Annotated in this window: 24 protein-coding genes; 19 read left to right on the top strand and 5 right to left on the bottom strand. The window is 64.8% G+C overall.

Features of this window, described 5'->3' with window-relative positions:
* Window positions 1-28: 28 nt before the first annotated feature.
* On the bottom strand, window positions 29-1,258 hold the full coding sequence (locus tag LGM89_RS06515) for a peptidoglycan DD-metalloendopeptidase family protein (protein ID WP_226273006.1): 1,230 nt from the start codon (window positions 1,256-1,258) through the stop codon (window positions 29-31).
* Between the two features lie 462 nt (window positions 1,259-1,720).
* Between LGM89_RS06515 and LGM89_RS06520 the strand changes: the two genes are divergently transcribed.
* Window positions 1,721-2,824 carry a NucA/NucB deoxyribonuclease domain-containing protein gene (locus LGM89_RS06520; protein WP_226272632.1) on the top strand — a complete coding sequence of 368 codons (1,104 nt, stop codon included), beginning with the start codon at window positions 1,721-1,723 and terminating at the stop codon, window positions 2,822-2,824.
* Window positions 2,825-2,884: 60 nt separating this feature from the next.
* Window positions 2,885-4,924, top strand: coding sequence for an SMI1/KNR4 family protein (locus tag LGM89_RS06525; RefSeq protein ID WP_226272633.1), 2,040 nt, complete (start codon window positions 2,885-2,887; stop codon window positions 4,922-4,924).
* A 123-nt stretch (window positions 4,925-5,047) separates the two neighbouring features.
* Here LGM89_RS06525 and LGM89_RS06530 read toward each other — a convergent pair whose 3' ends face one another.
* Complete coding sequence (locus LGM89_RS06530; RefSeq protein ID WP_089457579.1) at window positions 5,048-5,506, bottom strand: GNAT family N-acetyltransferase; 459 nt, start codon at window positions 5,504-5,506, stop codon at window positions 5,048-5,050.
* 625 nt (window positions 5,507-6,131) lie between these two features.
* Between LGM89_RS06530 and LGM89_RS06535 the strand changes: the two genes are divergently transcribed.
* The 4 genes from LGM89_RS06535 (at window position 6,132) to LGM89_RS06550 (ending at window position 8,285) form a co-directional block, all read left to right on the top strand.
* Window positions 6,132-6,506: a VOC family protein gene (locus LGM89_RS06535; protein ID WP_226272634.1), complete on the top strand. Its 375-nt coding sequence runs from the start codon at window positions 6,132-6,134 to the stop codon at window positions 6,504-6,506.
* Window positions 6,507-6,581: 75 nt separating this feature from the next.
* A complete protein-coding gene (locus tag LGM89_RS06540; RefSeq protein ID WP_226272635.1) occupies window positions 6,582-6,788 on the top strand; it encodes a hypothetical protein in 207 nt (68 codons plus the stop codon).
* Window positions 6,789-7,008: 220 nt separating this feature from the next.
* Window positions 7,009-7,503: a GNAT family N-acetyltransferase gene (locus LGM89_RS06545; RefSeq protein WP_226272636.1), complete on the top strand. Its 495-nt coding sequence runs from the start codon at window positions 7,009-7,011 to the stop codon at window positions 7,501-7,503.
* A gap of 266 nt (window positions 7,504-7,769) precedes the next feature.
* Entirely contained in the window at window positions 7,770-8,285 is a 516-nt protein-coding gene (locus tag LGM89_RS06550; protein WP_226272637.1) for a hypothetical protein, read from the top strand.
* Between the two features lie 95 nt (window positions 8,286-8,380).
* Here the strand turns inward: LGM89_RS06550 and LGM89_RS06555 are convergent, their stop codons facing one another.
* On the bottom strand, window positions 8,381-9,352 hold the full coding sequence (locus LGM89_RS06555; protein ID WP_089497732.1) for a LysR substrate-binding domain-containing protein: 972 nt from the start codon (window positions 9,350-9,352) through the stop codon (window positions 8,381-8,383).
* 136 nt (window positions 9,353-9,488) lie between these two features.
* Here LGM89_RS06555 and LGM89_RS06560 point away from each other — a divergent pair, with 136 nt between their 5' ends.
* The 4 genes from LGM89_RS06560 to LGM89_RS06575 all read left to right on the top strand — a co-directional run bounded on the left by LGM89_RS06560 (window position 9,489) and on the right by LGM89_RS06575 (window position 14,285).
* Window positions 9,489-11,789: an NADP-dependent malic enzyme gene (locus LGM89_RS06560; RefSeq protein ID WP_226272638.1), complete on the top strand. Its 2,301-nt coding sequence runs from the start codon at window positions 9,489-9,491 to the stop codon at window positions 11,787-11,789.
* Window positions 11,790-12,189: 400 nt separating this feature from the next.
* A complete protein-coding gene (locus LGM89_RS06565) occupies window positions 12,190-13,389 on the top strand; it encodes a PLP-dependent aminotransferase family protein (protein WP_089443293.1) in 1,200 nt (399 codons plus the stop codon).
* 12 nt (window positions 13,390-13,401) lie between these two features.
* Window positions 13,402-13,593, top strand: coding sequence for a hypothetical protein (locus LGM89_RS06570; RefSeq protein WP_226272639.1), 192 nt, complete (start codon window positions 13,402-13,404; stop codon window positions 13,591-13,593).
* A gap of 95 nt (window positions 13,594-13,688) precedes the next feature.
* The gene (locus LGM89_RS06575; protein WP_089497731.1) at window positions 13,689-14,285 is read left to right on the top strand and encodes a pyridoxamine 5'-phosphate oxidase family protein; all 597 of its coding nucleotides are present in this window, start codon (window positions 13,689-13,691) and stop codon (window positions 14,283-14,285) included.
* Window positions 14,286-14,301: 16 nt separating this feature from the next.
* On the opposite strand, the gene gcvA is transcribed toward LGM89_RS06575, so the two are convergent.
* Entirely contained in the window at window positions 14,302-15,195 is an 894-nt protein-coding gene (gene gcvA / locus LGM89_RS06580) for a transcriptional regulator GcvA (protein WP_089497730.1), read from the bottom strand.
* Between the two features lie 134 nt (window positions 15,196-15,329).
* On the opposite strand from gcvA, the gene LGM89_RS06585 reads away from it, so the two are divergent.
* Both LGM89_RS06585 and LGM89_RS06590 read left to right on the top strand, forming a co-directional pair.
* Window positions 15,330-16,034 (top strand): SDR family oxidoreductase, encoded by a 705-nt coding sequence (locus LGM89_RS06585; RefSeq protein WP_089498189.1) that lies wholly within the window; start codon window positions 15,330-15,332, stop codon window positions 16,032-16,034.
* A gap of 200 nt (window positions 16,035-16,234) precedes the next feature.
* Window positions 16,235-17,512 (top strand): epoxide hydrolase family protein, encoded by a 1,278-nt coding sequence (locus LGM89_RS06590; RefSeq protein WP_089497727.1) that lies wholly within the window; start codon window positions 16,235-16,237, stop codon window positions 17,510-17,512.
* Window positions 17,513-17,698: 186 nt separating this feature from the next.
* Here the strand turns inward: LGM89_RS06590 and LGM89_RS06595 are convergent, their stop codons facing one another.
* Entirely contained in the window at window positions 17,699-18,205 is a 507-nt protein-coding gene (locus LGM89_RS06595; RefSeq protein ID WP_226205456.1) for an RICIN domain-containing protein, read from the bottom strand.
* A 425-nt stretch (window positions 18,206-18,630) separates the two neighbouring features.
* On the opposite strand from LGM89_RS06595, the gene fabI reads away from it, so the two are divergent.
* The 7 genes from fabI to LGM89_RS06630 all read left to right on the top strand — a co-directional run bounded on the left by fabI (window position 18,631) and on the right by LGM89_RS06630 (window position 26,130).
* Complete coding sequence (gene fabI / locus LGM89_RS06600; RefSeq protein ID WP_413227460.1) at window positions 18,631-19,440, top strand: enoyl-ACP reductase FabI; 810 nt, start codon at window positions 18,631-18,633, stop codon at window positions 19,438-19,440.
* Window positions 19,441-19,501: 61 nt separating this feature from the next.
* Window positions 19,502-21,850, top strand: coding sequence for a DUF3141 domain-containing protein (locus LGM89_RS06605; protein WP_226272640.1), 2,349 nt, complete (start codon window positions 19,502-19,504; stop codon window positions 21,848-21,850).
* Window positions 21,851-21,869: 19 nt separating this feature from the next.
* Window positions 21,870-22,808 carry a phosphate acetyltransferase gene (locus LGM89_RS06610; protein ID WP_226272641.1) on the top strand — a complete coding sequence of 313 codons (939 nt, stop codon included), beginning with the start codon at window positions 21,870-21,872 and terminating at the stop codon, window positions 22,806-22,808.
* Window positions 22,809-22,812: 4 nt separating this feature from the next.
* The gene (locus tag LGM89_RS06615; RefSeq protein ID WP_226272642.1) at window positions 22,813-23,991 is read left to right on the top strand and encodes an acetate/propionate family kinase; all 1,179 of its coding nucleotides are present in this window, start codon (window positions 22,813-22,815) and stop codon (window positions 23,989-23,991) included.
* Window positions 23,992-24,019: 28 nt separating this feature from the next.
* Window positions 24,020-24,274, top strand: a complete 255-nt coding sequence (locus LGM89_RS06620) for a hypothetical protein (protein WP_089428318.1) — start codon at window positions 24,020-24,022, stop codon at window positions 24,272-24,274.
* Window positions 24,275-24,544: 270 nt separating this feature from the next.
* A complete protein-coding gene (locus tag LGM89_RS06625) occupies window positions 24,545-25,588 on the top strand; it encodes an alpha/beta fold hydrolase (RefSeq protein ID WP_226272643.1) in 1,044 nt (347 codons plus the stop codon).
* Complete coding sequence (locus tag LGM89_RS06630; RefSeq protein WP_089497720.1) at window positions 25,588-26,130, top strand: cytochrome P460 family protein; 543 nt, start codon at window positions 25,588-25,590, stop codon at window positions 26,128-26,130. Before LGM89_RS06625 ends, LGM89_RS06630 begins: the two co-directional genes overlap by 1 nt.
* Window positions 26,131-26,229 lie beyond the last annotated feature (99 nt).

Below are 26,229 nucleotides of genomic sequence, written 5' to 3' on the forward strand. Positions count from 1 at the left end.
TCGTTTTTCCTGTCGCGGTGCGCCCGCGCTAATTCACGCATTCCGGCACCACCGGGTCGTTGCTGCCCGTGTAGACGAATCCGTCGGAGATCCATTGATTCGAGTCGAGGCGATACCAAAGCCGTGTAGCGCCCCAGTTGCCGTTCACGGAGTCGCCGTACTGGTGGCACGCGAGCTGCACGATGCGCCCATTCTCGAGCGAACCGACGACCGGCGCCGACAATGAAGGCGCGCTGCGCAGATTCGCCGTACCCGGTGCCTGTACACGCGCGCTGACGGGCGTGGACGGATCGCCGGAATCCGCGCTCCCGTAGTTGACCAGCCATGCCTGCGGGGAGACGCGCCGCTGATTGCGAACCGCGTATCCGGAATACGGCGAAGTGCCTTCGAAGAATTGCCAGCCGCCGATCGTCATGCCATTGACGGACACGTCATTGCCATCCTTGCTCAATGAAAGGTGAACATGCGGCCCCGTCGTCTGTCCGCCGCACGGCAGGCCGTTTCCGACGCTGCCGAGATACTCCCCCTGGCGAACACGCGTACCGCTGTTCAGCGACGTCAGCTGGACCATGTGGTAATAAGTCGTCGCATAGCCATTGTCGTGAACCACCTTCACGATGGCGCTGCCGTCGCGCTCGCAGCTCTTGTAAAGATAGCCGTCTCGCGCCGCCAGCACGCGGCCGTTGCCGCCCGAGAAATCGAGGGAGTTATACGGCCTGCTTTGTCCGGACCAGCCGTGTGCACCGCCCGTCCAGTACCACCCGGCATTCGGTTCCCACGGCAACGCAAGGCCCGGTTGCGGCAATGCAGCCGACCGTGGTGCAAGCGATGCGCGTCTCGACGCCAGATTTTTCCGCTCGTCGGCCGCGAGCAGCGTGGGTGGCGCCGCATCGAGCAATGCTCCAAACTCGCTGCTGCCCTCCACACCCGAGATCCATCGGCCATTCATGTTGCGCGCAATGAACAGCTTCGTGACGGGATCGCCGGATTCGTCGTCGCGCAGGATTTGTGTCGCAGTGCCAAATACCCATCCGAAAACGTCGTCGGTTTTGATTGCCTCGACCAGGCTGTCGTCCGACCGGGCCGGCAGCTTCAACGTCCCACCCGATCGGGATTGGAGCGCCTGCCCGATCGAGCGTTGCAACGACGTCTCGATTGGCGCCGCCTGCGCGATTTCGGCAAGGCTGGCTGCAATCAGCAGGATTCCAATGGAGTATTGAATCGAGTTCGAGGCAGGACGACTTAATAAATTGCGCATGGTCAAATGCACCGCGAAGAGGGTTTGCAAGAAGTTCATGACGCCGCCAGCAAGCCTACATCATTCGCCAGTCATTGCAAGGAAAATGAAATATATCTGGGTGCGTTTTTAAATTGAATGCTGCGGATGAAATTGTTGATGCGATAGTTTCAAAGTGATTTGTCCACTCGGTAAACCGGAGTCGATTGATCTGGAATCACCTTGCGGAGTGGTCTCGAAGGGTCGCCCATGCCCAGCCTCGTGGCGAACCGCGTCGTGAGGTGCCTTGATCGACAAAGGATTCAATGGCCGGTGAATTGGATTGGATTATTTATGGAAAAGAAACGATCGTGAGGTGGTCTCGTTAATATCATTTACATCTTCCTGACAAATTTAACAGTTTTATTTCAATCGGATCGAGATTCAAATTGAGCCGAGACAAAGTAAATCATTTCGATTGATGAATTTTCAGGAGGGGAAGCGATGTATCGAATGCTGTTTGGCCGGCTGTTTGCCGGTGCGATCGTGCTTGCGACGGCGATGCCTGCCCATGCGGAAAGTGCGACGGACGTTTCGCCCGTCTGCACGACCGTCCGGACCGAAACGAGCAAGGATTCGCTGTTGAGCCGGACCAGTTATTGCCAGAAAACCGAACCGCTCGTCTATGTCGCGACAGACGGCCAGAACAATGAAATCGGCCGGGTGGCGATTGATGCCTATGCGTATTCCGACAATCCGTCGAACCAGCTCGCATGGCCGGTGACGTTTCGCTTCCGCACGCGCGTCCTGTCCGGCAATCCGCCCGGCCTGATGATCAAGCCGATCGTCGAATGCGGCGCGGATTGTACGGTTGCGCCCAATGCCGGCGTGCCGCTCGCCCTTGGCGGGCTGTCCAACGAGCTATCGGTGATGATCACGCCCAACATGGGATCCGGTAATCCGCTCAGGTTCAGTCCGACGCTCGAGTACCGGGTGGCGAAATCGGGAGACTCGTTCGAGAACGGCGCAAGCATGAATCCCTACGCGGGCGTCGGCTATATTCCCAACATTCGATGCGACATCGCGCTCGTCAAGAGCAACTCGCAAGGGTGCATCTACGCGGACGCACCGGCCGTCCTGCGTACCATCGTCGACACGAATCCCGACGTCAACGAATCCGCAATCCATATACGCGAGGCGCAAGCCGCCGGGCGTCCCGGCAAGTTCGTACCGAAGGGCGACGGCACGATCTTTCCGGCCTTTGAAGCCAGGCCGCTGACACGCACGCGCGACGCAGCATGGCGGCGGGCCAACCGGAGCGATTCCAAGGCGCAATGCATCGAGAAATTCGGCCCGGTCACTGGCCAGTGCACATTCACCGGTGATCCGGACGAAACGCCGAGCGATTGCGATTGCGACGAGTATCCGTTTGCGTCGACGGAGCAAGGCGCATCACGAGAACCGGAAGTATCGGTCAAGCGTATCGATGCGAGCGATAATCGGCGCGCGGGCGCTTTCCTCGGAAGTTTCTATTTGAACCAGCGCGTGATCGACCAGGAGGCGTTTTATGTCGACGTCGGTTCTTCGCAGCCTGCCGCAAAACGTTGAGCCGCAGGCGACGAAAACCGCATTTTTGCCGTGGTTCGCACGCATCCTTCGAACCACGGCATGACAACACCCATCACCATGAACGATCACGAGCACTTCCCCTTCTGGCTCGACCAGCCCTACAAGCTCTGCCGACGCGCCGTGCCGGGCGCGATGCAATCCGAGACGATTCCGGTCGAGGATGCGCTGACGCGCGTGACGGCGGCGGACGTTTTCGCCCCCGAGAATGTTCCGCCCGTTCCGCTCGCGGCGGTCGAAGGCTATGCTTTACGCGCATCCGATACCGCGCATGCGGCGCACGATGCACCGGTCGAGCTCGAATTCCAGTTCAGCCGGCGCGCGCTGGCCTCGCCGGCCGGCAGTCCGGCGGCTCGTGCAATCGGCGCACAGTGCGCGGTCGATGTCCCACCGTATTTCCCGCTGCCGGAACATGCCGACACCGTCGTCCCGAAAAGCGACCTCGAGGTTTCGTACCGTGGCGCTCGATCTTTTCTGCTGTTGCACGCGCCGCGATCCGCCGGCCAACATGTGATCGCACCGGGCAGCGAATGTCGGCAAGGCAGCCTGCTCCTGCCCAAGGGCAGCCGGATAACGGCCGAACGGCAGATCGCGCTGACGGCCGCAGGCATACGCGACATCGAGGTGACGAAACGGCCGCGCATCGGCGTGGTGATCGTCGGGTATGAGCCGTGCGCGCCCCGCGCCGCACGTGAGGGTTGGCGGCGCCCCGACACGAGTGGGCCCTATATCCGTGCGGTACTGCAGCGCTGGGGATACGAGGTGGCTTCGGTCGAGTACATCGAGCCGCCGGACATGGCACGGCCGCCGCTCGAGGTGCAACAGAACGAATACGCGTTCAAGAAGAAACTGGCCGAGCTCGCGCAGCGTTACGACCTGATCGTGGGAGCCGGGCTGCCTGCCGTGCGGCCATTTCTGGATCTGGGGCTGAATACGCAGCAGGTGTACGCCTACGACGAAACGACGGTTGACATCAAGCAAACACCGGCCGACCGCTTCAACTTCGGACGCAGCGACAATCGCTCGCCGCCGAAGAAAACCATGCTGCCGTTCACGCGTCCGGATGGTACGCAAAGCGGGATGACGGTCCTGACCAGCTACGATCAGGCCACCCTGATCAACCTGTCGGGCCACACGGGTGCCGTGGCGATGCTGATGCACGCGATCATGCCGCGTGTGCTCGATTCGCTCGAGCACGCGGCAACACCGGGGCCTCATTGGGAGTCCGGCATCGTCGACCCCGGCGTCGAGCGCGATGGTCAACTGAACGCGATGCGATGGGGCAATCTGTATCGTGGCGTCGACGGAAACCTGGTCGTCCGCCTGTTGCCGTCCGAAGGCGACGGGATGATCGGCGGCGTCGTTCGTGCCGATGTGCTCGTCGCGATCCCCGCTGCGGAATGTCCCATGGCAGCCGGTTCGTCCGTGCTGTTCCTGCGTCTCGACCGCGACCTCGCCAGTGAACCGCCGCGCCCCGTGGCGGAAACATCCGCCGAGGCAGCCTCACCATCGCCGGTGGTCGACGCCCACGCGACGACCCGCGAGATCGACGACGCACGCAGCATCGATCTTCGCGAAACATGGCAACGGCTCGAAGCAGCCTTCGCCGCCGATGCGTCACGTCTGCCGGGTGGCCTCAACGGGCCGGCGTCCGACGACGAGATCGCGGCCTTGCAGACTGCGCTGGGAACGCGCCTGCCTGACGCATTCGTCGACAGCCTGCGCATTCACGATGGCCAGGCCGATGCGGGGGATGAATTTTCCGGAAGTGATGCGCTGCTGAGCTCGCACGAGATCCTCGCGCAATGGCGTATCTGGAAAGGTCTCGTCGACGGAGGCGATTTCGACGGTGTGGAATCGGAACCGGATCCAGGCATCGGGGACGACTGGTACAACCTGAAGTGGATTCCATTCACGCATGACGGTAGCGGCAATCATCTGTGTCTCGACCTCGATCCCACGGAAGACGGTTTCTCGGGACAAGTGATTCGGGTCTGGCACGATGACGCGCGACGCGAGCGCGTTGCGGGGAGCTTCTCGGCGTGGCTTGCCCGCGTCGCCGACGACGGGCAATCAAGCTGAGCACTCGCTGAGCATGAGGGTGGCGGTGTGTGGGCCGCTACGTCGATGCGCATGCTCCAAGGGCCATGCCGATGACCCTTGGGGAAACGCTTGTCTGTGCAGGGCAGACGGGCGCTTCGTGCGCTACCGGGTCAAGCAGTACAAGACGTCAGGACACCCTTCCTCGTTCCTGCTTCCGTCGCTGTATGCAATCGCAACGAACCCGTGCCGTTCATAAAACGCAGCAGCATCGTGATTCATCTGGAACGTGTAGAGCTGGAGCCTGCCAACCGTCTGCGACTTCACCGATTCCAGGAGGGAAGAACCCATTCCTTGTCGCTTGAATTCGGGGCACACATACAACTGGTCAAGCCACACCACGCCGTCAGTGACAACGTGCGCGGCCATGCCGACGATGCGGTTGTCGTTCACGGCAACGGTAACGTTGCCGGACGGAACTAGCAGGTTGGCCACCCAATCGCGGACAGCGGCTTCAGAGTGTGCGAGCGGCGCATAGGATGCCAGCGTGTTGCGCGACCGTAGATAGACGTCAGCCACCTCTGCGGCATCCGCAGCAATCGCGCGACGCAAGATCAAGGGCATGTCTCGGCCGCTCCGAAATCGTCAAAAGGTGCACAACGATAGCAGCACGGAATCGAACTTCCAAGATCGCGGAAGCATGCCGCTGAAACCGGCGAGACCGGAAGTTCAGTGCGACGTATCGAGCGTGCGGTACAGCGAACCGGCAGCGAGATCCCGTCACCGATTCGCTGCTTCGTTCCGGGATTCACGGGATCCGATATTCCCGTATCGTCTGTCCGATTTGCCGGGATCAAATGACCTGGCAATTCCGCACATACGAGAGAGCGAGCGATGAAGGTCGATGGGCCCGGCCATTCTCTTGCCGACCATGCCGGCGGGCGGGTCACCCGATGCGCCTGTTTCGCAGTAGCCTTTTCTTTCGGAATCCTTCCAGACATGCCTGTCGATCGACGATCGGTCACAGCGTCGTGCGCGATCGCCGGGTGTCGCCAACATTACGATGACGTTGTGTCGCACGCCGTGACCGCTCGATGAGGGGTGAGCATCCCGCTCGTCGGCCCGACTGTGTCGGACTTTTCTTGTTCGGTCGCGCAGGGGATGCCAGCGACGGCGACGTGTGGCAACATCGCGGTGATTTCGACGTTCCATCCGGGTGCCGGCAGACCCATCTATCCGAGGGGGAGTCATGTTTGACCATGTCAAATTCGGCGTGACCGACTTTGCAGCGAGCAAGGCGTTTTTCCTGAGCGCACTCGAGCCGCTAGGCGTCGTGGTGCAGGGCGAGGGCGAGCCGTCGTACGGCATCGAGATCTCTCCGCCGGGCAAGCCTTCGTTGTGCCTGTTCCAGACGTCGGAGAAACCGGCGCATCTCCACATCGCGTTCGTGGCCGACAACCGGCAGCAAGTCGACGCGTTCCATCGCGCGGCGCTGGCGGCCGGCGGGAAGGACCATGGCGCGCCGGGGCTGCGGCCGCACTATCACGCGAATTACTACGCGGCGTTCGTCATCGGGCCGGATGGGCACAATATCGAGGTGGTGTGCCATCAGGCGCAGGGGTGAGCTTCCGGCGACTGGTCGATGTCATTCAAACCATGAGCGAACGCATTTGCCACGCACGCAACCGAGCATTCCGGGATGAGCGACATCACCATTGATTTTCCTTTTTATCTCGTTGTGCTTGGAACTGGCATGGAATACTGGCCCGTGACGCTTTGTGTCGGCGTGGCAGGATTGTATGTCGGGGCAACTCGACTGCGCGGTGTCTGGCAAGGTGTCTGCCTCGTCATTGCGCTATTGTTCGTCGTTGATGCTGGCACCGGCATTTACTTGTCCCTGGGTTAGCGTTCAGGAAAATCACGCTGGCGCATGGCGTGCAAAACGTTGCCGGCGTCGGAACGCTGTACGCGTCGGAGTGCGACCAGTCAGCAGCAGGCGCCGGGTCTCGGTACCCGGAGCGTCAACGAGTGGCGGAAAGAGCGCTGATTGAGCGTGAATATTCGGTCAAGGTTGGCCGAGACAGTCGATATGAAATTGCAGGCTCGCTGCAACGGAGAAACGAGCAATGACCTCGAGAAGCATCCGCCGGGCAACGGAAGAGGACGTACCGATTCTCACCGTGGTCCGGAATGACGCACACGCGAAGAAGCTCACGTATGGCGATCATGTGTGGGGCAAGCAAGGCGATGGATTTTCCGAGGCGTGGGTCCGCAACAACGTCTCCCGGAAAGACGTGTATGTCGTCGAACAAGGCGGCGCGTTGGCCGGAACGTTCTCGCTCGCCTTCGACGAGGACACGCACTGGGGGCCGCAGGAACCGATCGCCGGCTATGTGCACGGGCTGTGCGTGCGGGAAGGTTTCAACGGGCAAGGGCTCGGCAGCTTCATGCTGGACTGGTGCGGGCGCATGGTGAGCAGCTCGAACCGGCGTTTCGTTCGGCTCGATTGCGCCGTGGAGAACGTGACGCTCTGCGCTTACTACGAGTCGCTGGGCTTCATTCGCGTCGGGTCGAAATCAGACGGGATCGTCTGGGCACTGTACGAGAAGGCAGCTGAATAGCGCTCCCTTGTCCCTGACGCCACGTCAAGCGCGTTCAATCGACAGACACGGCCGGATCATCGACAATGCGCGCCAATCAAAACATGAGAGAAGAGGGCAGGTGCATGCGCGGGTTTCGTAAAACGCTTGGGGTGATCCTGGGCCTTTCCGTCTTTGGCGTCACCGGCGTTCAAGCCGCATCCGGCGAACTCGCCTTCCCGCGTTTCACCCAGGCGGAGGGCCGGACGGATACCGACGGTCTCCCGCTGTCCGGCGTGAAACTTTGCGTGCTTCCCGACCGTGCGCCGTGCTTCCAGATGCCGCCCGCGCCGCTTCCCAATTCGCCGAAGGAGCTTTACCAGTTCGGACTGACGCCAAGGTCCGAGCGGCTGCCGATCGCGTCGGGCGGCTCGTGGGTGTTCTTCTCGGGGATGTTCTCGGGCGGCGGCAGCGGGATGCTGGAGCGCGTGGCGATCCTGCGTTATGGCGCGAACGGCAAGATCGAGAACCTGATGCCGGAAGTCACGCAGACGGAGCTGGCCGACCGCGCGATGTGGAAGGTGCCGGAAGTGTCGCCCTATCCGGTGTTCGTTCGCGCCGATTATGTGTGGGGCAAGGACGAGAGTCATTTCGAAGCGCACCTGTTCGACGTCGATGCGTGGGTGTTCGATCCCGCTACCAACCAGTACAAGAAGCGGTTTTCCTACCGGACGACGAAACGCTATGACCGAGGCGAGGGCTCGGATCATGTGCTGACCGCCGAGCATGCGGAAATCCTGCGGCGCCTCGCGGCCGGCAAGTAGCCCGGGGCCGGTGGCGCGCCGGGAAGCCGTCGCGACGCACGACGGGTTTCGGCGGGGCCGGCGGGCCGTTCAACGCAGGCGTGGCACGCGAAACCCTACCGCTGCGCGTCCCCGTAAGTCTCCCTGCACACCTGGCGCAGCGCGTCGACGAGCAGATCCCGCGCCGGCGAACGCGAATCGGCGGCGCGGGTAAACAGCGCGATGGGCGGAAGCGTCCACACCAGCGAGTACGGCACGATCGCCACCCCGGCGATCCGCACCAGTTCTTCCGCGATATCGGCCGGCACGATCGACACGGCCTCGTCGCTCGACGCGATCATCTCGCCGATCAGCTTGGACGAGTAACTCTCGACGATCGGGACGGGCGGCGCGATGCCGGCCGACAGGAACAGGTCGGTGACCTGTTCCCGCATCGGCGTATGCGGCGCGCCGAGAATCCAGTCGAGCGCATGCAGCTTGTGCCAGTCGAGCGCGGTGCGGGCCAGTTTCGCGGCAAGCCGCCGGCTCGCGATCATGCGCGGCTGCTGCTGGTACAGCACTTCGAAGGAGACCTGCCCCAGGTCGATCGCCGACGACGCCCGCCCGATCACGATGTCGACGCTGTGATCCCTGAGCTGCAGCAGCAACTGATCGCTGGTGCCTTCATGAATCGTCACGGTCAGGCGCCGCTCCATGCGCGCCTGCAGCCGCTTGAGCGCCGCCGACAGCATCTGCCCGGAAATGAACGGAATCACGCCGATGTGCAGGTGGGCCGCATGCCCGGCGGCGACGGCCTCCATCTCGCGGGCGAGGTGGTCGAGATCCTTGATCATCGCCTTCGCCCGCTCGAGCACGACCGCGCCGAGCGCGGTGGGCCGCATGCCGCGCGACGAGCGCTCGAACAGCGGCGTGCCGAACATGCTCTCCAGCTCGGACAGCGCGTTGGTCACGGCGGGCTGGCTGCTGGCCATGTGCTCCGCGACGCGCGTCAGCGACCCGTGCTGCTGGATCTGCAGCAACAGCACCAGGTGCCGCATCTTCAAGCGGGCGCCCAGCCGCCTGACCACGTCGTTTGCGTCAAAATTCATTGACTGGTCACGTATCCATCATGAAAAAGTGATGGACCGATATTAAAACAGAATCAACACCTTATGGCAGATCCCTAGAATCCCCTTCATGGATCGCGCCGGGACTGGCCTGGCGCCCGTGCCCGGATCGAAAAACATGAAACAGACTGAGACACAGCAGCAGGCAGCGTTCGACTATCACGAATTTCCGACCCCGGGAAAGATCTCGGTCGTCGCCAGCAAGCCGCTCGTGACGCAGCGCGATCTCGCGCTGGCGTACACGCCGGGCGTGGCGGGCGTGTGCGAGGCCATCGCCGCCGATCCGCTGCAGGCGCACCGGTTCACGAGCCGCGGCAACCTGGTGGGCGTGATCACGAACGGCACGGCCGTGCTCGGCCTGGGCAACATCGGCCCGCTCGCGTCGAAGCCGGTGATGGAAGGCAAGGCGGTGCTGTTCAAGAAGTTCGCGGGGATCGATGTCTTCGACATCGAGATCAACGAAACCGATCCGGACAAGCTGGTCGACATCATCGCCGGCCTCGAGCCGACCTTCGGCGGCATCAACCTCGAGGACATCAAGGCGCCCGAGTGCTTCACGGTCGAGCAGAAGCTGCGTGACCGCATGAAGATCCCCGTCTTCCACGACGACCAGCACGGCACCGCCATCACCGTCTCCGCCGCGTTCATCAACGGGTTGAAGGTGGTCGGGAAGTCCATCAAGGAGGTGAAGGTCGTGACGTCGGGAGCCGGCGCCGCGGCGCTCGCCTGCCTGGACCTGCTGGTCGACCTCGGGCTGCCGGTCGAAAACGTCTGGGTGACCGACATCGAGGGCGTCGTCTATCGCGGCCGCACCGCGCTGATGGACCCGGCGAAGTCGCGCTTCGCGCAGGAAACCGATGCGCGCAAGCTGGCCGACGTGATCGGCGGCGCGGACGTGTTCCTGGGCCTGTCGGTCGGCGGCATCCTGACCGCCGACATGCTGAAGGCGATGGCGCCGCGCCCGCTGATTCTCGCGCTGGCCAACCCCACGCCGGAAATCTTCCCGGAACTGGCGCACGCGACGCGCGACGACGTCGTGATCGCGACGGGCCGCTCGGATTACCCGAACCAGGTCAACAACGTCCTCTGCTTCCCGTACATCTTCCGTGGCGCGCTCGACGTCGGCGCGACGACGATCACCCGCGAAATGGAGATCGCCGCGGTTCACGCGATCGCGGGGCTGGCCGAGGAGGAGCAGAACGAAGTCGTCGCGGCGGCCTACGGTGCGTACGACGTGGCGTTCGGCGCGCAATACCTGATTCCGAAGCCGTTCGACCCGCGCCTGATCGTCCGTATCGCGCCGGCCGTGGCCAAGGCGGCGATGGACGGCGGCGTGGCGAAGCGACCGCTGACCGATCTCGACGCGTACGTCGAGCAACTGCAGCAATTCGTCTACCACTCCGGTGCATTCATGAAGCCGCTGTTCGCGACGGCGCGCCGGCTGGTGCGCGACGGCGGCAAGGCGCGGATCGTCTTTACCGAAGGCGAGGACGAGCGCGTGCTGCGCGCGGTGCAGGTGATCGTCGACGAGAAGCTCGCGCGGCCGATCCTGGTCGGGCGTCCCGAGGTGCTGCTGGCGCGCATCGAGCGGTTCGGCCTGCGGATCCGGCTCGGTCAGGATGTCGAAGTAACCAATCCGGAATATGACGAGCGCTTCCCGCAGTACTGGACGAAGTACTGGGAGCTGCGCTGCCGGGACGGCATCTCGAAGGAGATGGCACGAGTCGAGATGCGCCGCCGCCTGACGCTGATCGGCGCGATGATGGTGCGGCTCGGCGATGCGGACGGGATGATCTGCGGGACGGTGGGCGAGTATCACAACCATCTGCGGTTCGTCGACGAGGTGATCGGCAAGAAGCCGGGGGCGTCGACCTATGCGGCGATGAACATCCTGTTGCTCGACCAGCGGACGGTCGCGCTGGTGGATACGCACGTCAACGACAATCCCGACGCGGAGCAGATCGCGGAATTCACGATCGCCGCGGCGCGCCAGATGGAATGGCTGAACCTGACGCCGAAAGCGGCGTTGCTGTCGCGGTCGAACTTCGGGTCGGGGAGCGCGGCGTCGGGCGTGAAGATGCGCCGGGCGCTGGAGATCGTCCGGGAGCAGGCGCCGGATATCGAGGCGGACGGCGAGATGCATGGCGACTGCGCGCTGGATGAAGGGCTGCGGGCGAAGTTGCTGCCGATGTCGCCGCTGAAGGGCGCTGCCAACCTGCTGGTTTGCCCGAACGTCGACGCCGGTAACATCGCGTACAACCTGCTGAAGACTGAAGCGGGCAGCAATGTGGCGGTGGGGCCGTTCCTGCTCGGTGTGAATGCGCCGGTGAACATTCTGACGTCTAGCGCGACCGTGCGGCGGATCGTGAACATGGCTGCGTTGACGGTGATCGAGGCCAACCGGAACGTGGCCGATTGATTGATGTTGGCGGGGCGGCTGTGGTCGCCCCGCGCGTTCACATATCGACACGCAGTGCGTGATGCGGCCGGAGCGGGTACGGACCAAGCGTTCGTCGTCGGCAAACCCGACGAACGGCTGCAAGTAACGTGAGGCGGCACGTTGTCGAAACAATCGCCCGAATTGAATGCCGCGCGACGGCGTGCACCCCAAACCACGCATCACCCTCCCCATCGGCGGGCGCGCCACCTCCCCCATGTGATGACCAAACCGCAAGACCTAGTGCATAGATATCGTTTGCCGCGGCCTTAATGACTATCGACAATCGTGGCTCGATTTCACCGCCGTGGCGCCAGAAGCGCCGCGGTGGCCGGTATCGGGCGGCTATCCCGGCCGTCCGCGCCATCCAGCCCACGACGACATGTACGCGTTCACTCCCTCATTCCAGAATCCCGCCGGCTCGCCGATCCGCGAACTGTTCAAGTACCTGTCCGAACCAGGCATGATTTCCTTCGCGGGCGGCTATCCGGCCAGCGACCTGTTCGACGTCGACGGCCTGAACGCGGCCGCCGAGCGCGCGTACGCGCAGCCCGTGCGCTGCTTGCAATACGGCCCGACCGACGGCCTCGCCGAACTGAAGCAGCAATTGATCGCGCTGATGGGGCGGCGCGGCGTGACGTGCACGGCGGCCGAGCTGCTCGTCACGACCGGTTCGCAGCAGGGCCTCGACCTGCTGCTGCGCGTGATGGTGTCGCCCGGCGACGTCGTGCTGACCGAGCAACCGGCTTACCCGGCGACGCTGCAGGCGATGCGTCTGCAGCAGGCGCGCATCGTGACGATTCCGGTCGACGGCGCGGGCCTCGATGTCGATCGTCTCGGCGAACAGCTCGCGTCCGGCGCGATCGCGCAGCCGAAGCTGCTCTACACGGTCCCGACCTTCGCGAACCCGACGGGCGCGACGCTCACGCGCGAGCGCCGGCTGAAGCTGCTGCGTCTCGCGGTGCAATACCGTTTCCTGATCGTCGAGGACGATCCATACGGCGACCTGCGTTTCGCGGGCGAAGCCGTGCCGTCGATGCTCGCTCTCGCCGACGAAGTGGATGGCGCGCGCGACTGGATCGTGCATTTCGCGAGCCTGTCGAAGATCGTCGCGCCGGGGCTGCGCGTGGGCTGGACGATCGCGCCGGCCGAGATCGCGCGGCGCTGCGTGATCGCGAAGCAGACGGTCGATCTGTGCAGCACGCCGTGGACCCAGGCGGCCGCCGCCGAGTATCTGGCCGACGGTGCGCTCGAACGTCATCTGCCGCGCATCACGGCCGCGTACCAGCGCAAATGCGACGCGATGTGCGACGCGCTGCGCGACGGCCTGGGCGATGCGATCGAATTCCATCGTCCCGAAGGCGGGATGTTCGTGTGGGCGCGGATCGGCGCGGTGTCGTCGGACGTGCTGCTGCAACAGGCGATCGCGAACAAGGTCGTGTTCGTGCCGGGCAAGGCGTTCTTCGCGGACAACGTCGACGCGGCCTCGCTGCGCCTGTCGTTCGCCGCGCCGGACGTCGACGCGATCCGGGAAGGCGTGGCGCGCCTCGTGCGCGCGTATGGTGCGGCGCTGGCCGCGTGAGGGGACATCAACGTGAACATCACCGTCAACGACACCGTATCGATGAGCATCGCGCCGGGCGCGGGCGATAACCGGCCGGTCGCACACCGGTCGTCGCAGATCAGCGCCGGGCCGCAGTATGTGGCCGACGTGCTCGGCCGCTTCGGCGCGGAGCCGGCGGCCGACCTCGGCGACGCGGCACCGGTCGTACTCGGCCACAACTGAGCCGCGCGGCGACGGTCGGCGCGCCACCCGCGTGCCCTCGCCGCAGCAAACGGTTAAGCTGGCGCGATCGCCACCCGCCCGATCGCCGCTTCGTCATGCCTGACGCCACTTCCGAATCACTCGCGCAAACCTACGAGCGCCTGTGGTCGTGCCTCGAATCCGGCGTGAGCGCGCAACGCTCGCCGTTCACGATGCTGCAGGCCGCGACGCTCGGCATCGACGGCGCGCCGAAGGTGCGCACGATCGTGTTGCGTCAGGTGAGCCGCGCCGATCGCATGCTGTCGTTTCATACCGATGCTCGTTCGGAGAAGGTCGCGGAGCTGCGCCGCGATCCGCGCATCGCGCTCGTCGCCAGCGATCTCGATGCGCTCGTGCAGATTCGCGTGGAAGGTGCGGCATCGATCTGCGACGACGAAGCGCAACGGCGCGCGATCTGGCAAGCGAGCCGTCCGCATACGCTGCTGCTGTATCGCGCACCGTTGCCGCCGGGTACGCCGGTCGAGTCGCCGGAAGCCGCGCATGTCCCGGCGAGCCAGGGTGCCGCATCGACCGATGACGGCTACGACAACTTCTGCCTGCTCCACGTGACCGTGACGCGTATCGACTGGCTCGAACTCGCGCGCGCCGGCCATTGCCGCGCGGTGTTCGACCTGCATGAAAGCGGCTACGAAGGCCGCTGGGTCGCGCCCTGACGCGGCCGACGCCCGCTCAAGGGCGCCTGTCCGACATCACCTGCGCGGCCATCCATTCGCGCATCACGACGATCGCATCGTCGTCGCGCCGCTCGGCCGGATACACGAGATAGAACCCCACCGACAGCGGAAACGCGAAATCGAACGGCTTGCACAGCCGGCCCGCGGCGATGTCGCGCTCGACCAGCGGATCGGTGGCGAGCGCGATGCCCTGGCCGGCGACGGCCGCATCGATCGCGAGCGACGTCTGGTTGAAGCGCAACCCCTTGTGCGGATCGAGGTCGACGGGCTCGGGCATCGCGGCGAGGAACTCGGGCCACAGGTCGTGCGCGTCATGCAGCAGCACGTGGCCCGCGAGCGCGCGCGGCGACGCGGGCGCGGCCAGCAGCGCAGGGCTGCACACGGCACACACGTCGAGCGGGAACAGCGCATGCGTGGCGAGATGCTTGCCGAACGGCGGCTTGCCGTAGCGGATCGCGAGATCCACGCCGTCGTGGCGGAACGTCGCGATCTGCGGGTCGGCGATCACGCGCACGTCGTAGTCGGGATGCGCGTCGGTGAACTGCGCGAGCCGCGGGATCAGCCATTTCGACGCGAACGACGGCGTCGTGCTGATCGTCAGCGCGGCGCGCCGCTTCACGAGCTTGTCGGTCGCGTCGGCGATCGCATGCAGCGCGCGCTGCACGTCGGAGAAATACGCGGCGCCGTCGTGCGTCAGCGCGAGGCCGCGCGGCAGGCGTTCGAACAGCTTCAGGCCGAGCACGTCTTCGAGGTGGCGCACCTGCTGCGCGACGGCGCCCTGCGTGACGCCGATCTCGTCGGCGGCGGCGCGGAAATTGAGGTGCCGCGCGGACACTTCGAATGCACGAAGCGCATTCAGCGGCGGCAGGCGGGAGGGGCGAGGCGGCATCGTCAGGCTGTAGAAAAACTATCGGCTGGAGGCAGAAATACTGGTTCGACAGTCGTGATGGATGCGCCTACATTACCACCATGGCGGGCCGAACGGCGGCTGCGCGGCGGCAGGATTCGAACGAGGAGCACATCGTGACTGTAGAAAAAGTAGCGTTGATCACGGCGGCAGGCAAGGGCATGGGCGCGGCGATCGCGCGCGAACTGGCGGCGACGGGCTATCGCGTCGCGCTGATGTCGCCGTCGGGCAGCGCGGTGGCGCTGGGCGAGGAACTGGGCGGGTTCGGCATCCAGGGCTCGGTGACGGAAGAAGCCGACATCGACCGGCTCGTGCAGGAAACGGTGGCGCGCTACGGTCGCATCGATGCGGTCGTGAACAATACCGGGCACCCGCCGAAGGGCGAGCTGCTGGCGATCACCGACGACAACTGGCACGCGGGGCTCGACCTGATCCTGCTGAACGTGGTGCGCGTGATGCGCCGCGTGACGCCGATCTTCCAGCAGCAGGGCGGCGGCGCGGTGGTCAACATCTCGAGTTTCGCGGCGGATGCGCCCGAGCAGCCGATGCCGGTTTCGTCGGCGCTGCGCGCGGCGCTGAGCGCGTGGACGCGGCTTTACGCGGAACGCTATGCGGCCGAGAACATCCGGATGAACGCGGTGCTGCCGGGTTTCATCGACAGCTGGCCGGAAACGCCGGAGATCGTCGCGCGCATTCCGGCCGGCCGCTTCGGCAAGACCAGCGAGATCGCGAAGACGGTCGCGTTCCTGCTGTCGGACGGCGCGGGCTACATCACCGGCCAGAACATTCGCGTCGACGGCGCGATCGTCAAGGCGCTCTGAGCGGCGGGCGGGCGGCTGCAGAGGCCCGCCCGCTCGCCTCCCAGCCGCTACAAACGCGTACAAATCAGACAAATACCGGATACATCAGACCTTTCAAATGGGCGACGCCGCGTGACGCGGGCGCGCCGGATTGAAAGCGAAGGCGCGTTTCCCGCGCGCGGCATGTTCACTTTCCACTTCACGAAAGGAGATGCCGAACGATGTCTTCCACACCGTTTTCCCCGATGCGTCGCCACCTGCTAGCCACCTCCGTGGCCGCCGGGGTCTCGGCGATGCTGCCCACCGCGCTGCATGCGGCGACCGGCGCGACCGGCATACGCCCGTTCACCGCGCACATACCCGATGACGCCGTGGCCGACCTGCGCCGCCGCATCGCCGCGACGCGCTGGCCGGGTCGCGAGACCGTCGCCGACGAATCGCAAGGCGTGCGCCTCGCCCGCATGCAGGCGTTGCTGCGTTATTGGGGCACCGACTACGACTGGCGCAAGGGCGAGGCGCGCCTGAACGGCTTCCCGATGTTCATCACGGAAATCGACGGGCTCGACATTCATTTCATTCACGTGCGCTCGCGGCACGAGAACGCGATGCCGATGATCATGACGCACGGCTGGCCGGGCTCGATCTTCGAGTTGCTGAAGGCGATCGGCCCGCTGACCGATCCGACCGCGCATGGCGCGAGCGCCGACGATGCGTTTCACGTCGTCGTGCCGTCGTTGCCGGGCTTCGGCTTCTCGGGCCGTCCGACGCAGACCGGCTGGGGTTCCGACCACATCGCGCGCGCATGGGGCGAGCTGATGGCGCGGCTTGGCTATACGCGCTTCGTGTCGCAGGGCGGCGATTGCGGCTCGGTGATCTCGCACCGGATGGCGATGCAGCGCGTGCAGGGCCTCGCCGGGATTCACGTGAACATGCCGGCGACGGTGCCGCCGGATATCGCGACGCTGCTCGCGACCGATGCGCCCGCGCCGGCTTCGCTGTCGCCGAAGGAGAAGGCCGCGTACGAGAAGCTCGCGACGTTCTATCGCGACAACTGCGGCTACTCGGCGATGATGGTCACGCGCCCGCAGACGGTCGGCTATGCGCTGGCTGATTCACCGTCGGGGCAGGCTGCGTGGATGTACGACAAGATTTCGCAATGGACGTACAGCGGCGGCGTGCCCGAACGCTCGATTCCGCGCGACGAGATTCTCGACGACATTTCGTTGTACTGGCTGACGAACACAGCGACGTCCGCCGCGCAGATCTACTGGGAGGATCACTCGAACAACTTCAACGCGGTGGACATTTCGCTACCGGCGGCGATCACGGTGTTTCCGGGCGAGATCTACCAGGCGCCGCGCAGCTGGGCCGAGCGCAGTTATCACAACCTGATCTACTTCAACGAAGTCGACAAGGGCGGGCATTTCGCGGCATGGGAGGAGCCGGAACTGTTTGCGCGTGAAGTGCGTGCCGGGTTCCGGCCGCTGCGGCGCGTGTAAGCGGAGAAGGAGTGGCGAACGCGGGCCGGCGCGGTCATGCGGCCTGCGTTTGTTTCTGTTTTGCGGTTCAGCACGCCCACGCGGATGGCAACCTCGGCTACCTGCGGTTCGATGTGTCGTGCCCACCGGCAGTGACGATGGTGCGCCGAACAAGTCAATCGGCGCACCACCGAAGCCTGGGTCAGGTCACTTCTTGAACGAATCCTGCGGGACCGGTACCGGGCTCCAGATCTCCGCATCCGACGCGTTGGCCGTGAAGGTCCAGATGTACGTGCCCTTCGTCACGTTTCTCCATTGGAGATCGAAAACAAGTTGCGAATTGCTCACGTTTTCGATGTAGCCCGATTGCGCGTCGTCCGATTGCGGGTCGAATTGCCATTGCTGAGAGGCCGACGCGTTGTTTTTCTTGTAGGTGTTCAGGGTAAGGTATTGCTCGGCGGATACCGTTCCGCAGTCGATGGCGAGCGTGGGGTCGCTGTGCAGCGTGATTCCGCCATCCGGTTGGAAGTCCCACTCGGTATACAGGTTGTCCGCACTGGTGGGAAGGAGCACCAACCGGTTGCCTTTGACGCGATCGGTGACGCCGATGAGCCAGCTGTTGTCGGCCGAGTAATAAATTTTTGCCATTTTTTCCTCTGAGCGGTAATTGGATGAGTCGATAAATGAACGCTTCTTTCCCGACAGCAGCCTCACGTGGAAATCATCCTTGCACAAGACCCTCGATGTATCGGCATATATTCGACGAAAAATCGTCGGCGCTTGATTGGCAAGGTTTAATCACGGGCTTCTGCCTGGGACAAACATTAGGCCCGCCGCATCGCTGAATCAATTACATGCGATTACACGAAGGGTCGCTATCGTGTCGGGAACGGGGCGACCTGCACCGCTGGGCTGATGAATTGCACACGATTGAATGACATATCGATGAAATCGATCCTTCCGGATCGAAACATTCCATCGTAATTATCTGATTTGAAAGCGATTTTGATAAAAATCAAAGATATATCGCGTGAATGATCTGGTAGTTTGAAACCCTCAATACAATGATTCGCGGCACAAAGGCAATTCGGCCCTTTCGCAGTTTCGTTCGATGCAAAAATACGATCCGAGGTTTCGCGATGACGAATAACGACGTGCGCGAGTCGCGCGCGCCCGGCAATGGCATGCGGCCGCTTGAAGGCAAAAGGGGCATCGTCGTCGGCCTGGCGAACGAGCAGAGCATCGCCTGGGGATGTGCGCGCGCCTTTCACGCAGCGGGGGCGGAGCTGGCCGTGACCTGGCAATCCGATCGCGCGTTGCCGTACGTCGAGCCGCTGCTGGAGCAGTTGAAGCCGGCGATCGCGATGCCGCTCGATGTGGGCCGGACCGACCAGATGCGCGACGTGTTCGACACGATCGGCGAGCAATGGGGCCGCCTCGATTTTCTGCTGCATGCCGTCGCCTATGCACCGAGGGCCGACCTGCACGGGCGGGTCGTCGACAGTTCGCCGGAAGGGTTCGCACTCGCGATGGATACCTCCTGCCACTCGTTCATCAGGATGGCGAAACTTGCCGAGCCGTTGATGACGTCCGGCGGCAGCCTGCTGGCGATGACCTATATCGGCGCCGACCAGGTCATCGCCGAATACGGCGTGATGGGGCCGGTCAAGGCGGCGCTGGAGGCCAGCGTTCGCTATCTGGCCGTCGAGCTGGGGCCGGCACGCATCCGCGTGCATGCGGTGTCGCCCGGTGCGTTGCCCACGCGGGCGGCCTCCGGGTTGCCGAACTTCGATCATCTGCTCGACGACACCGCACGGCGTGCGCCATTGCGCCGGCCGTTCGACATCGACGACGTCGGCGCGCTATGCACCTTTCTTGCCAGCGATGCCGCACGCGCGATGACCGGCGGCGTTCACTACGTCGACGCGGGGATGCACGTGCTCGGCTGACGCGAGACGGCCGCTCCCGGAATGCGTCGGGATTCACCTTGCCCCTCTGGAGAACAGTGTTATGGATGCTGCCACGCAACTGGCGCGCAGTCATGAGATCGCCGCGGAAATTGTCCACGTCCTGCAAAAGCGCACGCAGCACGCGCTGGAACAGTATGGAAAGCGGTTGAGCGAAGCATTCGACGGCGGCGATAGCCTCAGCCACGATCCGGGCGCCGCGCCCTTCGCCACAGCGCTTTCGCCGTTGAGCGCATGGCACTACGCGGTCGACGCCGTCCAGCGCTCGCTGCTGTTCTGGGACACGCTGCGCGAGCGCGGCACGCAATACGTCGAGCGCACGGCCCAGGGGCTCAAGCCGGTGCTGCATTTCGACTACGACGTGGTGCTCGACGGCCGGCAGTTCGAGCGGCCCGTCAATTACGCGCTCGTTCACATCCAGGCGCCGGACGGCGTGAAAGTCGACGCCGCCAAGCGGCCCTACCTGATCATCGATCCGCGCGCGGGGCACGGCCCCGGCATCGGCGGCTTCAAGGACGATTCGCAGGTCGGCGTGGCGTTGCACGCGGGACATCCGGTGTACTTCGTCGTGTTCTTCCAGGAGCCCGAGCCCGGCCAGACGCTGCTCGACGTGTGCGCGGCGGAACAGGCGTTCGTCCGGAAGGTGCGGGAGCTGCATCCGGACAGCCTCAAGCCGGCCATCGTCGGCAACTGCCAGGGCGGCTGGGCCGCGATGATGCTCGCGAGCTCGTCGGCGGACGATACGGGCCCGATCGTCATCAACGGCGCCCCGATGTCGTACTGGAGCGGCGCGTGGAGCGACGGGCCCGGCGACAATCCGATGCGCTATGCCGGCGGCCTGCTCGGCGGCACCTGGCTCGCGTCGTTTTCGTCGGACCTCGGCAACGGCAAGTTCGACGGCGCATATCTCGTGCAGAACTTCGAGAACCTGAATCCGGCGAACACGTGGTGGGACAAGTATTACCACGTGTACGACAACATCGACACCGAGCCGCCGCGCTTCCTCGAGTTCGAGCGCTGGTGGGGCGGCTACTACCTGATGAACCGCGAGGAGATCGAATGGATCACGCGCAACCTGTTCATCGGCAACAAGCTCTGGTCCGGCGAGGTGCGGGACGGGGCGGGCAAGGCGTTCGACCTGCGCGAGATCCGCTCGCCGATCATCCTGTTCGCGTCGATGGGCGACAACATCACGCCGCCGCAGCAGGCGTTCAACTGGGTCGCGGACATCTACGGCAGCACGGAGGAGATCAAGTCGCGCGGGCAGGTGATCATCGGCTTGATGGAGGAGGATGTCGGGCATCTGGGCATCTTCGTGTCGGGCAAGGTTGCGAAGAAGGAGCACGCACAGATCGTCAGCGTGCTGGATGCCGTCGAAACGCTGCCGCCCGGCCTCTATGCGATGTCGATCGAGGAAGTGAAAGGCGCCGACGGGAAGGTCGCTTACGAGGTCACGTTCGCCGAGCATCGTCTCGAAGAGATCGCGCAACACTTCAACCGCTTCGGGCGCAAGGACGAGCATGCGTTCGAGGCGGTCGCCGAACTGTCCGAATTCACGCAGCGCGCCTATGAACTGTTCCTGCAGCCGTTCGTGCAGCAGGCCTCGAACGAAACCACGGCGCGCGTGTTGCGCGATTTTCATCCGCTGCGCTTTCAGCGCTGGGCGTTTTCGGACCTGAACCCATGGCTTGGCTGGCTGAAGCCGGCTGCCGACACGGTCAACGCGCATCGCCAGCCGGCCGACGATATCGAACCGTGGCGCAAGCTCGAACGCCGTGGCTCGGACGTCGTCAGCGCATCGCTCGATTTTTTCCGCGCGATGCGCGATGCCGGCACCGAGTCGCTGTTCTTCACGCTGTACACGCAGCCGTTCATGCTTCATTTCGCGGAACAGTATCGCGACCATCATGCCGCTTCGCCGGTCACGACGAACCCTCGCGACCTGCCGTTCGTGAAGGACGCGCTCGCGTCGATCGATCGGGGCGGCTACACCGAAGCGGTTGCGCGCGCAGCGTTTCTGCTCGAACGCAGCGGCGAGCCGTTTCCGCTGGCGCAGCTGGCGACCGAGCGTGAACTCGCCGAAACCTACGCCGAGTACCTGCCGGACCTGCCGCCCGACCAGTGGCGGCGCATCTATGGCGAGCAGGAAATCATCGCGACCTACGCGCCGCAGCAGGCCGTTGCCACGCTGCCGGCGCTGCTGGCCCGGCCGGAGGATCGCCAGCGGCTGCTGACGTTGCTGGACAAGTTGCTGGGCGATCCGCGCGTGCAGAGCGCGTCGGTGAGCGAGCAGCAGTGGGCGGCCCTGCAACGCATCCGCGCGGTGCTGGGCGCGTCGCCCGCGAAGCGGCCGGCCAAGGGGCCGGTGGCGGCCCTCGAACGTGTGCAGTGACGGACAGCCAGGAACCACGATGGAAAACAGACACGAGAAATATCTCCGCCTCATCGAACACTGCCGGACGCTGGCGCCGATGCCGACGGCCGTCGCGCACCCGTGCGATCGAAGCTCGCTCGAGGGGGCGCTGGAGGCGGCGCGCAAGGGGCTGATCGCGCCGATCCTGGTCGGCCCGAGGGCCCGGATCGAAGCGACCGCCGCGGCGTGCGGGCTGTCGATCATCGATCACGAGATCGTCGATGCGCCGTACAGCGAGGCGTCGGCAGCCGCGGCGGTGCGGCTCGTCCGCGACGGGCGGGCGGCTGCGCTGATGAAGGGCAGCCTGCATACCGACGAGCTCATGGCCGAAGTGGTGCGTCACGATGCCGGATTGCGCACCGGCCGGCGTATCAGCCATTGCTTCGTCATGGACGTGCCCGCGCATGCCGATCCGCTGATCGTGACCGACGCGGCGATCAATATCGCGCCGACGCTCGAGGACAAGGTCGACGTCCTGCAGAACGCGATCGATCTTGCGCATGCGCTGGACTTTCCGCAGGTGCGCGTGGCGATCCTGTCGGCGATGGAGACGGTCAACCCGAAAGTGCCGTCGACGCTCGAAGCCGCCGCGCTGTGCAAGATGGTGGACCGGCGGCAGATTACCGGCGCGCTCGTCGACGGCCCGCTTGCGCTCGACAACGCGATCGATCCCGAGGCCGCGCGCATCAAGCAGATCGATTCGCCGGTGGCCGGGCACGCGAACGTGCTGATGGTGCCCAACCTCGAAGCAGGCAACATGCTCGCCAAGAGCCTGTCGTTCCTGGCCGGCGCGGACGCCGCCGGGATCGTGCTCGGCGCGCGCGTGCCGATCATCCTGACGAGTCGCGCCGATTCGCTGATCACCCGGCTGGCTTCATGCGCGGTCGCGATGCTCGTCGCGAATGGGCAGCGTGAAGCGGCCACGCACGCGGGGTGATGCCATGGCAGACGTGATTCTGGTGTTGAATGCGGGCTCGTCGAGCATCAAGTTTTCCGCATTCGACGTGCAGGGCGACACGCTCGGGCTGATCGTGCACGGTCAGGTCGATGGGCTTTACACGGCCACCGCGCACTTCAGCGCCGTCGACCATCACGGGGAGCATCACGAGCAGCAATGGGCCGGCGGCGAGACGTTCGGCCATCACGAAGGGCTCGAGCAGATCGCCGCATTCCTGGAGGCTCACCAGGAAGGACACCGTCTCGCGGCGGTGGGCCATCGCGTCGTGCATGGCGGGCAACGCTTCAGCGGCCCGGTGCGCGTCACGCCCGAGATCGTGGCCGAGCTGGACAAGCTCACGCCGCTCGCGCCGTTGCATCAACCGCACAACCTGACGCCGATTCGCATCCTCGAAACGGTGCAGCCCGGCATCGAGCAAGTGGCCTGCTTCGACACGGCATTCCACCGCACGCAGCCCGCGGTGACCCAGGCGTTCGCGCTGCCCGAGTCGATCACCAGTCGGGGCGTTCGCCGCTACGGCTTCCACGGGCTCTCGTACGAGTACATCGCGAGCGTGCTGCCCGACGTTGCGCCACAGGCGGCGCGCGGGCGTACGGTCGTCGCCCACCTTGGCAACGGCGCGAGCATGTGCGCGCTCGTGGCGGGCAAGAGCGTCGCGAGCACGATGGGGTTCACCGCCGTCGACGGGCTGCCGATGGGCACGCGTTGCGGCAACCTGGACCCGGGCGTCGTGCTCTTCCTGATGGACGAACTCGGGATGGACGTGCGCGCCGTCGAGGATCTGATCTATCGGCGCTCCGGGTTGCTCGGGGTGTCCGGTATCTCGAGCGACATGCGCACGCTGCTCGCGAGCGACGATCCGCATGCGCGCTTCGCGATCGAACTGTATATCACCCGCATTGCGCGCGAACTCGGATCGCTCGCCGCCGCCATGGAAGGCATCGACGCGATCGTCTTCACGGCGGGGATCGGCGAGCACGCGGCTGCGATTCGCGAAGGGGTGATGCGCCGTGCGGCCTGGCTCGGCGTCGAGATCGACGTCGACGCGAACCATGCCGGCGGGCCGCTGCTCACGACGGCGTCGAGCCGCGTGTCGGCGTGGGTGATCCCGACCAACGAAGAACTGATGATCGCGCACCATACGCGCCGGCTGATCCGGTGACGGCGGTCGAATCAAGCAAGGAGCCGTCATGGCCGAACTGTTGCTGGTCAATGTCGAAGAACACGCACGCGACGACGAGGTCGGCGCGTTCCTGACCCGGTATGGATTCCCGCTGTTCGATTCGATCGAGCGGGTGCCGGCCGGGATCGGTAACCCGATCGCGCTGCTCAGGTTCAGTACGCTGTCGTCGGTGGCGCTCTACACGCTACGCGCGCGGATCGATCACCTGTCGTGGCGGGGACGGTCGATCCGTGCGCATATCCTGCCGGATCGGAAGGTGTGAGCGGATTCTCATGTCAGCATGGTTGAAGGGGGGAATGCGGGCTGATTCCCCTGTCAACACGCCTCTCCAGCACGATTTTTTGAATCGCCGTGTGTCGTGTTCACGCACAGATACGTTGGGATACAAAGCCTCTGGATGGATCGGATATAAATCCGGTGAAGCGATTCACACGGCAGCGCAGTGCCAGCGCCGCCGCCGCGAACGCGGATTCCCGAGCGCCCCTGCGCGCCGCGGGCCCCTTCCTTAGCGATCGACACTGGAGAACGAGTCATGCCTGAAACCGTGAACACCCGCCGCCGCCTGATCCTTGGTACGACGCTGGCAAGCCTGAGCCTCGCCGACCTCGGCTTCAGCGCCCTCGCGCATGCGCAGTCGGCGCCCGATGCAGCGCCCGCCAAGCGCACGGCCGGCGTCGCGTCGCTGGGCACGATTCACCAGATCGACGCGGGTGTGCTCAACGTCGGGTATGCGGACCTCGGGCCGAAGAACGGCCCCGTCGTGTTCCTGCTGCACGGCTGGCCGTACGACATCCATAGCTACGCGGAAGTCGCGCCGCTGCTCGTTGCAGCCGGCTATCGCGTGATCGTGCCGTACCTGCGCGGCTACGGGTCGACGACGTTCCGTTCGGCCGACACGGTGCGCAACGGCCAGCAGGCCGTGACGGCCGTCGACATCGTCGCGCTGATGGATGCGCTGAAGATCGACCGCGCGGTGTTCGGCGGCTACGACTGGGGCGCACGCACGGCCGACGTGATCGCGGCGCTGTGGCCGCAGCGCGTGAAGGCGCTGGTGTCGGTGAGCGGCTACCTGATCGGCAGCCAGGCGGCGAACGCCGCGCCGCTGCCGCCGCAGGCCGAGCTCCAGTGGTGGTATCAGTTCTATTTCACGACCGAGCGCGGCGAACTCGGCTACACGCAGAACCGCGATGCGTTCAACAAGCTGATCTGGCAGCTCGCGTCGCCGAAATGGCAGTTCTCCGACGAAACCTTTGCGCGCACGGCCGCGTCGTTCCAGAACCCCGATCACGTCGCCGTCGTGATTCACAACTATCGCTGGCGCCTCGGGCTCGCGAAGGGCGAAGCGCAGTACGACGACATCGAGCGCCGCCTCGCGGCCGGGCCGGCGATCACCGTGCCGACGATCACGATGGAAGGCGACGCGAACGGCGCGCCGCATCCCGCGCCGGCCGCCTACGCGAAGAAGTTCACCGGCAAGTACCAGCACCGCACGATCACCGGCGGCATCGGCCACAACCTGCCGCAGGAAGCGCCGCAGGCGTTCGCCGATGCGATCCTGCAAGTGGAGCATCTGTGATGCGGGCGCGGGTGGGTGTGATGCGCCGCATCATGCGACGCACGGTCGTCGCGGGCGTGCTGCTGGCCGGCGCGTGGTCGGCCAGCGGTCCGGCCGCATTCGCGGAGCAGCCGAAGCCGGCCGCCGCCGCTTCGCCGATCTATGGCGTGACGATCCCGCCCGGCTACCGGAAGTGGGAAATGGTCGCGCCGGCCGAGGAAGCCGCGCCACTCGATGAACTCCGTGTGGTGCTCGGCAACCCCGTCGCGATCCGTGCGCTCGAACAGGCGACGCTGCCGTTCCCGGACGGCACGATCCTCGTGAAGCTCGCGTACAAGCGCAAGCAGTCCGACGAGCTCCCGAGTGCCACGGTGCCGGGCCAGGCGACGACCGTGCAGGTGATGGTGAAGGACTCGCGCCGCTATGCATCGACGGGCGGCTGGGGTTTCGGACGCTTCATCAACGGCGTACCGGCCGATATCGGCCAGCATCAGACGTGCTTTGCGTGCCACCAGGCGCGTGTGAAGAACCACGACTACGTGTTCACGCGGCTTGCGCCGTGACGTGCGTGGTGTGACGGGTTCGACGGAAAGGCGTGCCATGCGTGGCACGCCTTTTTTCATGGTGAGTGGGCTTGGGGGGACCGCGTCGGCAGACGGGCG

Source organism: Burkholderia sp. AU31624 (assembly GCF_020420065.1).
Lineage (GTDB): Bacteria > Pseudomonadota > Gammaproteobacteria > Burkholderiales > Burkholderiaceae > Burkholderia.

Coding starts and splice junctions, on each gene's coding strand:
- LGM89_RS06515 (WP_226273006.1), bottom strand. CDS start 1,258: ATGCGCAATTTATTAAGTCGTCCTGCCTCGAACTCGATTCAATACTCC.
- LGM89_RS06520 (WP_226272632.1), top strand. CDS start 1,721: ATGTATCGAATGCTGTTTGGCCGGCTGTTTGCCGGTGCGATCGTGCTT.
- LGM89_RS06525 (WP_226272633.1), top strand. CDS start 2,885: ATGACAACACCCATCACCATGAACGATCACGAGCACTTCCCCTTCTGG.
- LGM89_RS06530 (WP_089457579.1), bottom strand. CDS start 5,506: ATGCCCTTGATCTTGCGTCGCGCGATTGCTGCGGATGCCGCAGAGGTG.
- LGM89_RS06535 (WP_226272634.1), top strand. CDS start 6,132: ATGTTTGACCATGTCAAATTCGGCGTGACCGACTTTGCAGCGAGCAAG.
- LGM89_RS06540 (WP_226272635.1), top strand. CDS start 6,582: ATGAGCGACATCACCATTGATTTTCCTTTTTATCTCGTTGTGCTTGGA.
- LGM89_RS06545 (WP_226272636.1), top strand. CDS start 7,009: ATGACCTCGAGAAGCATCCGCCGGGCAACGGAAGAGGACGTACCGATT.
- LGM89_RS06555 (WP_089497732.1), bottom strand. CDS start 9,352: ATGAATTTTGACGCAAACGACGTGGTCAGGCGGCTGGGCGCCCGCTTG.
- LGM89_RS06560 (WP_226272638.1), top strand. CDS start 9,489: ATGAAACAGACTGAGACACAGCAGCAGGCAGCGTTCGACTATCACGAA.
- LGM89_RS06565 (WP_089443293.1), top strand. CDS start 12,190: ATGTACGCGTTCACTCCCTCATTCCAGAATCCCGCCGGCTCGCCGATC.
- LGM89_RS06575 (WP_089497731.1), top strand. CDS start 13,689: ATGCCTGACGCCACTTCCGAATCACTCGCGCAAACCTACGAGCGCCTG.
- gcvA (WP_089497730.1), bottom strand. CDS start 15,195: ATGCCGCCTCGCCCCTCCCGCCTGCCGCCGCTGAATGCGCTTCGTGCA.
- LGM89_RS06590 (WP_089497727.1), top strand. CDS start 16,235: ATGTCTTCCACACCGTTTTCCCCGATGCGTCGCCACCTGCTAGCCACC.
- fabI (WP_413227460.1), top strand. CDS start 18,631: ATGACGAATAACGACGTGCGCGAGTCGCGCGCGCCCGGCAATGGCATG.
- LGM89_RS06605 (WP_226272640.1), top strand. CDS start 19,502: ATGGATGCTGCCACGCAACTGGCGCGCAGTCATGAGATCGCCGCGGAA.
- LGM89_RS06610 (WP_226272641.1), top strand. CDS start 21,870: ATGGAAAACAGACACGAGAAATATCTCCGCCTCATCGAACACTGCCGG.
- LGM89_RS06615 (WP_226272642.1), top strand. CDS start 22,813: ATGGCAGACGTGATTCTGGTGTTGAATGCGGGCTCGTCGAGCATCAAG.
- LGM89_RS06620 (WP_089428318.1), top strand. CDS start 24,020: ATGGCCGAACTGTTGCTGGTCAATGTCGAAGAACACGCACGCGACGAC.
- LGM89_RS06625 (WP_226272643.1), top strand. CDS start 24,545: ATGCCTGAAACCGTGAACACCCGCCGCCGCCTGATCCTTGGTACGACG.
- LGM89_RS06630 (WP_089497720.1), top strand. CDS start 25,588: ATGCGGGCGCGGGTGGGTGTGATGCGCCGCATCATGCGACGCACGGTC.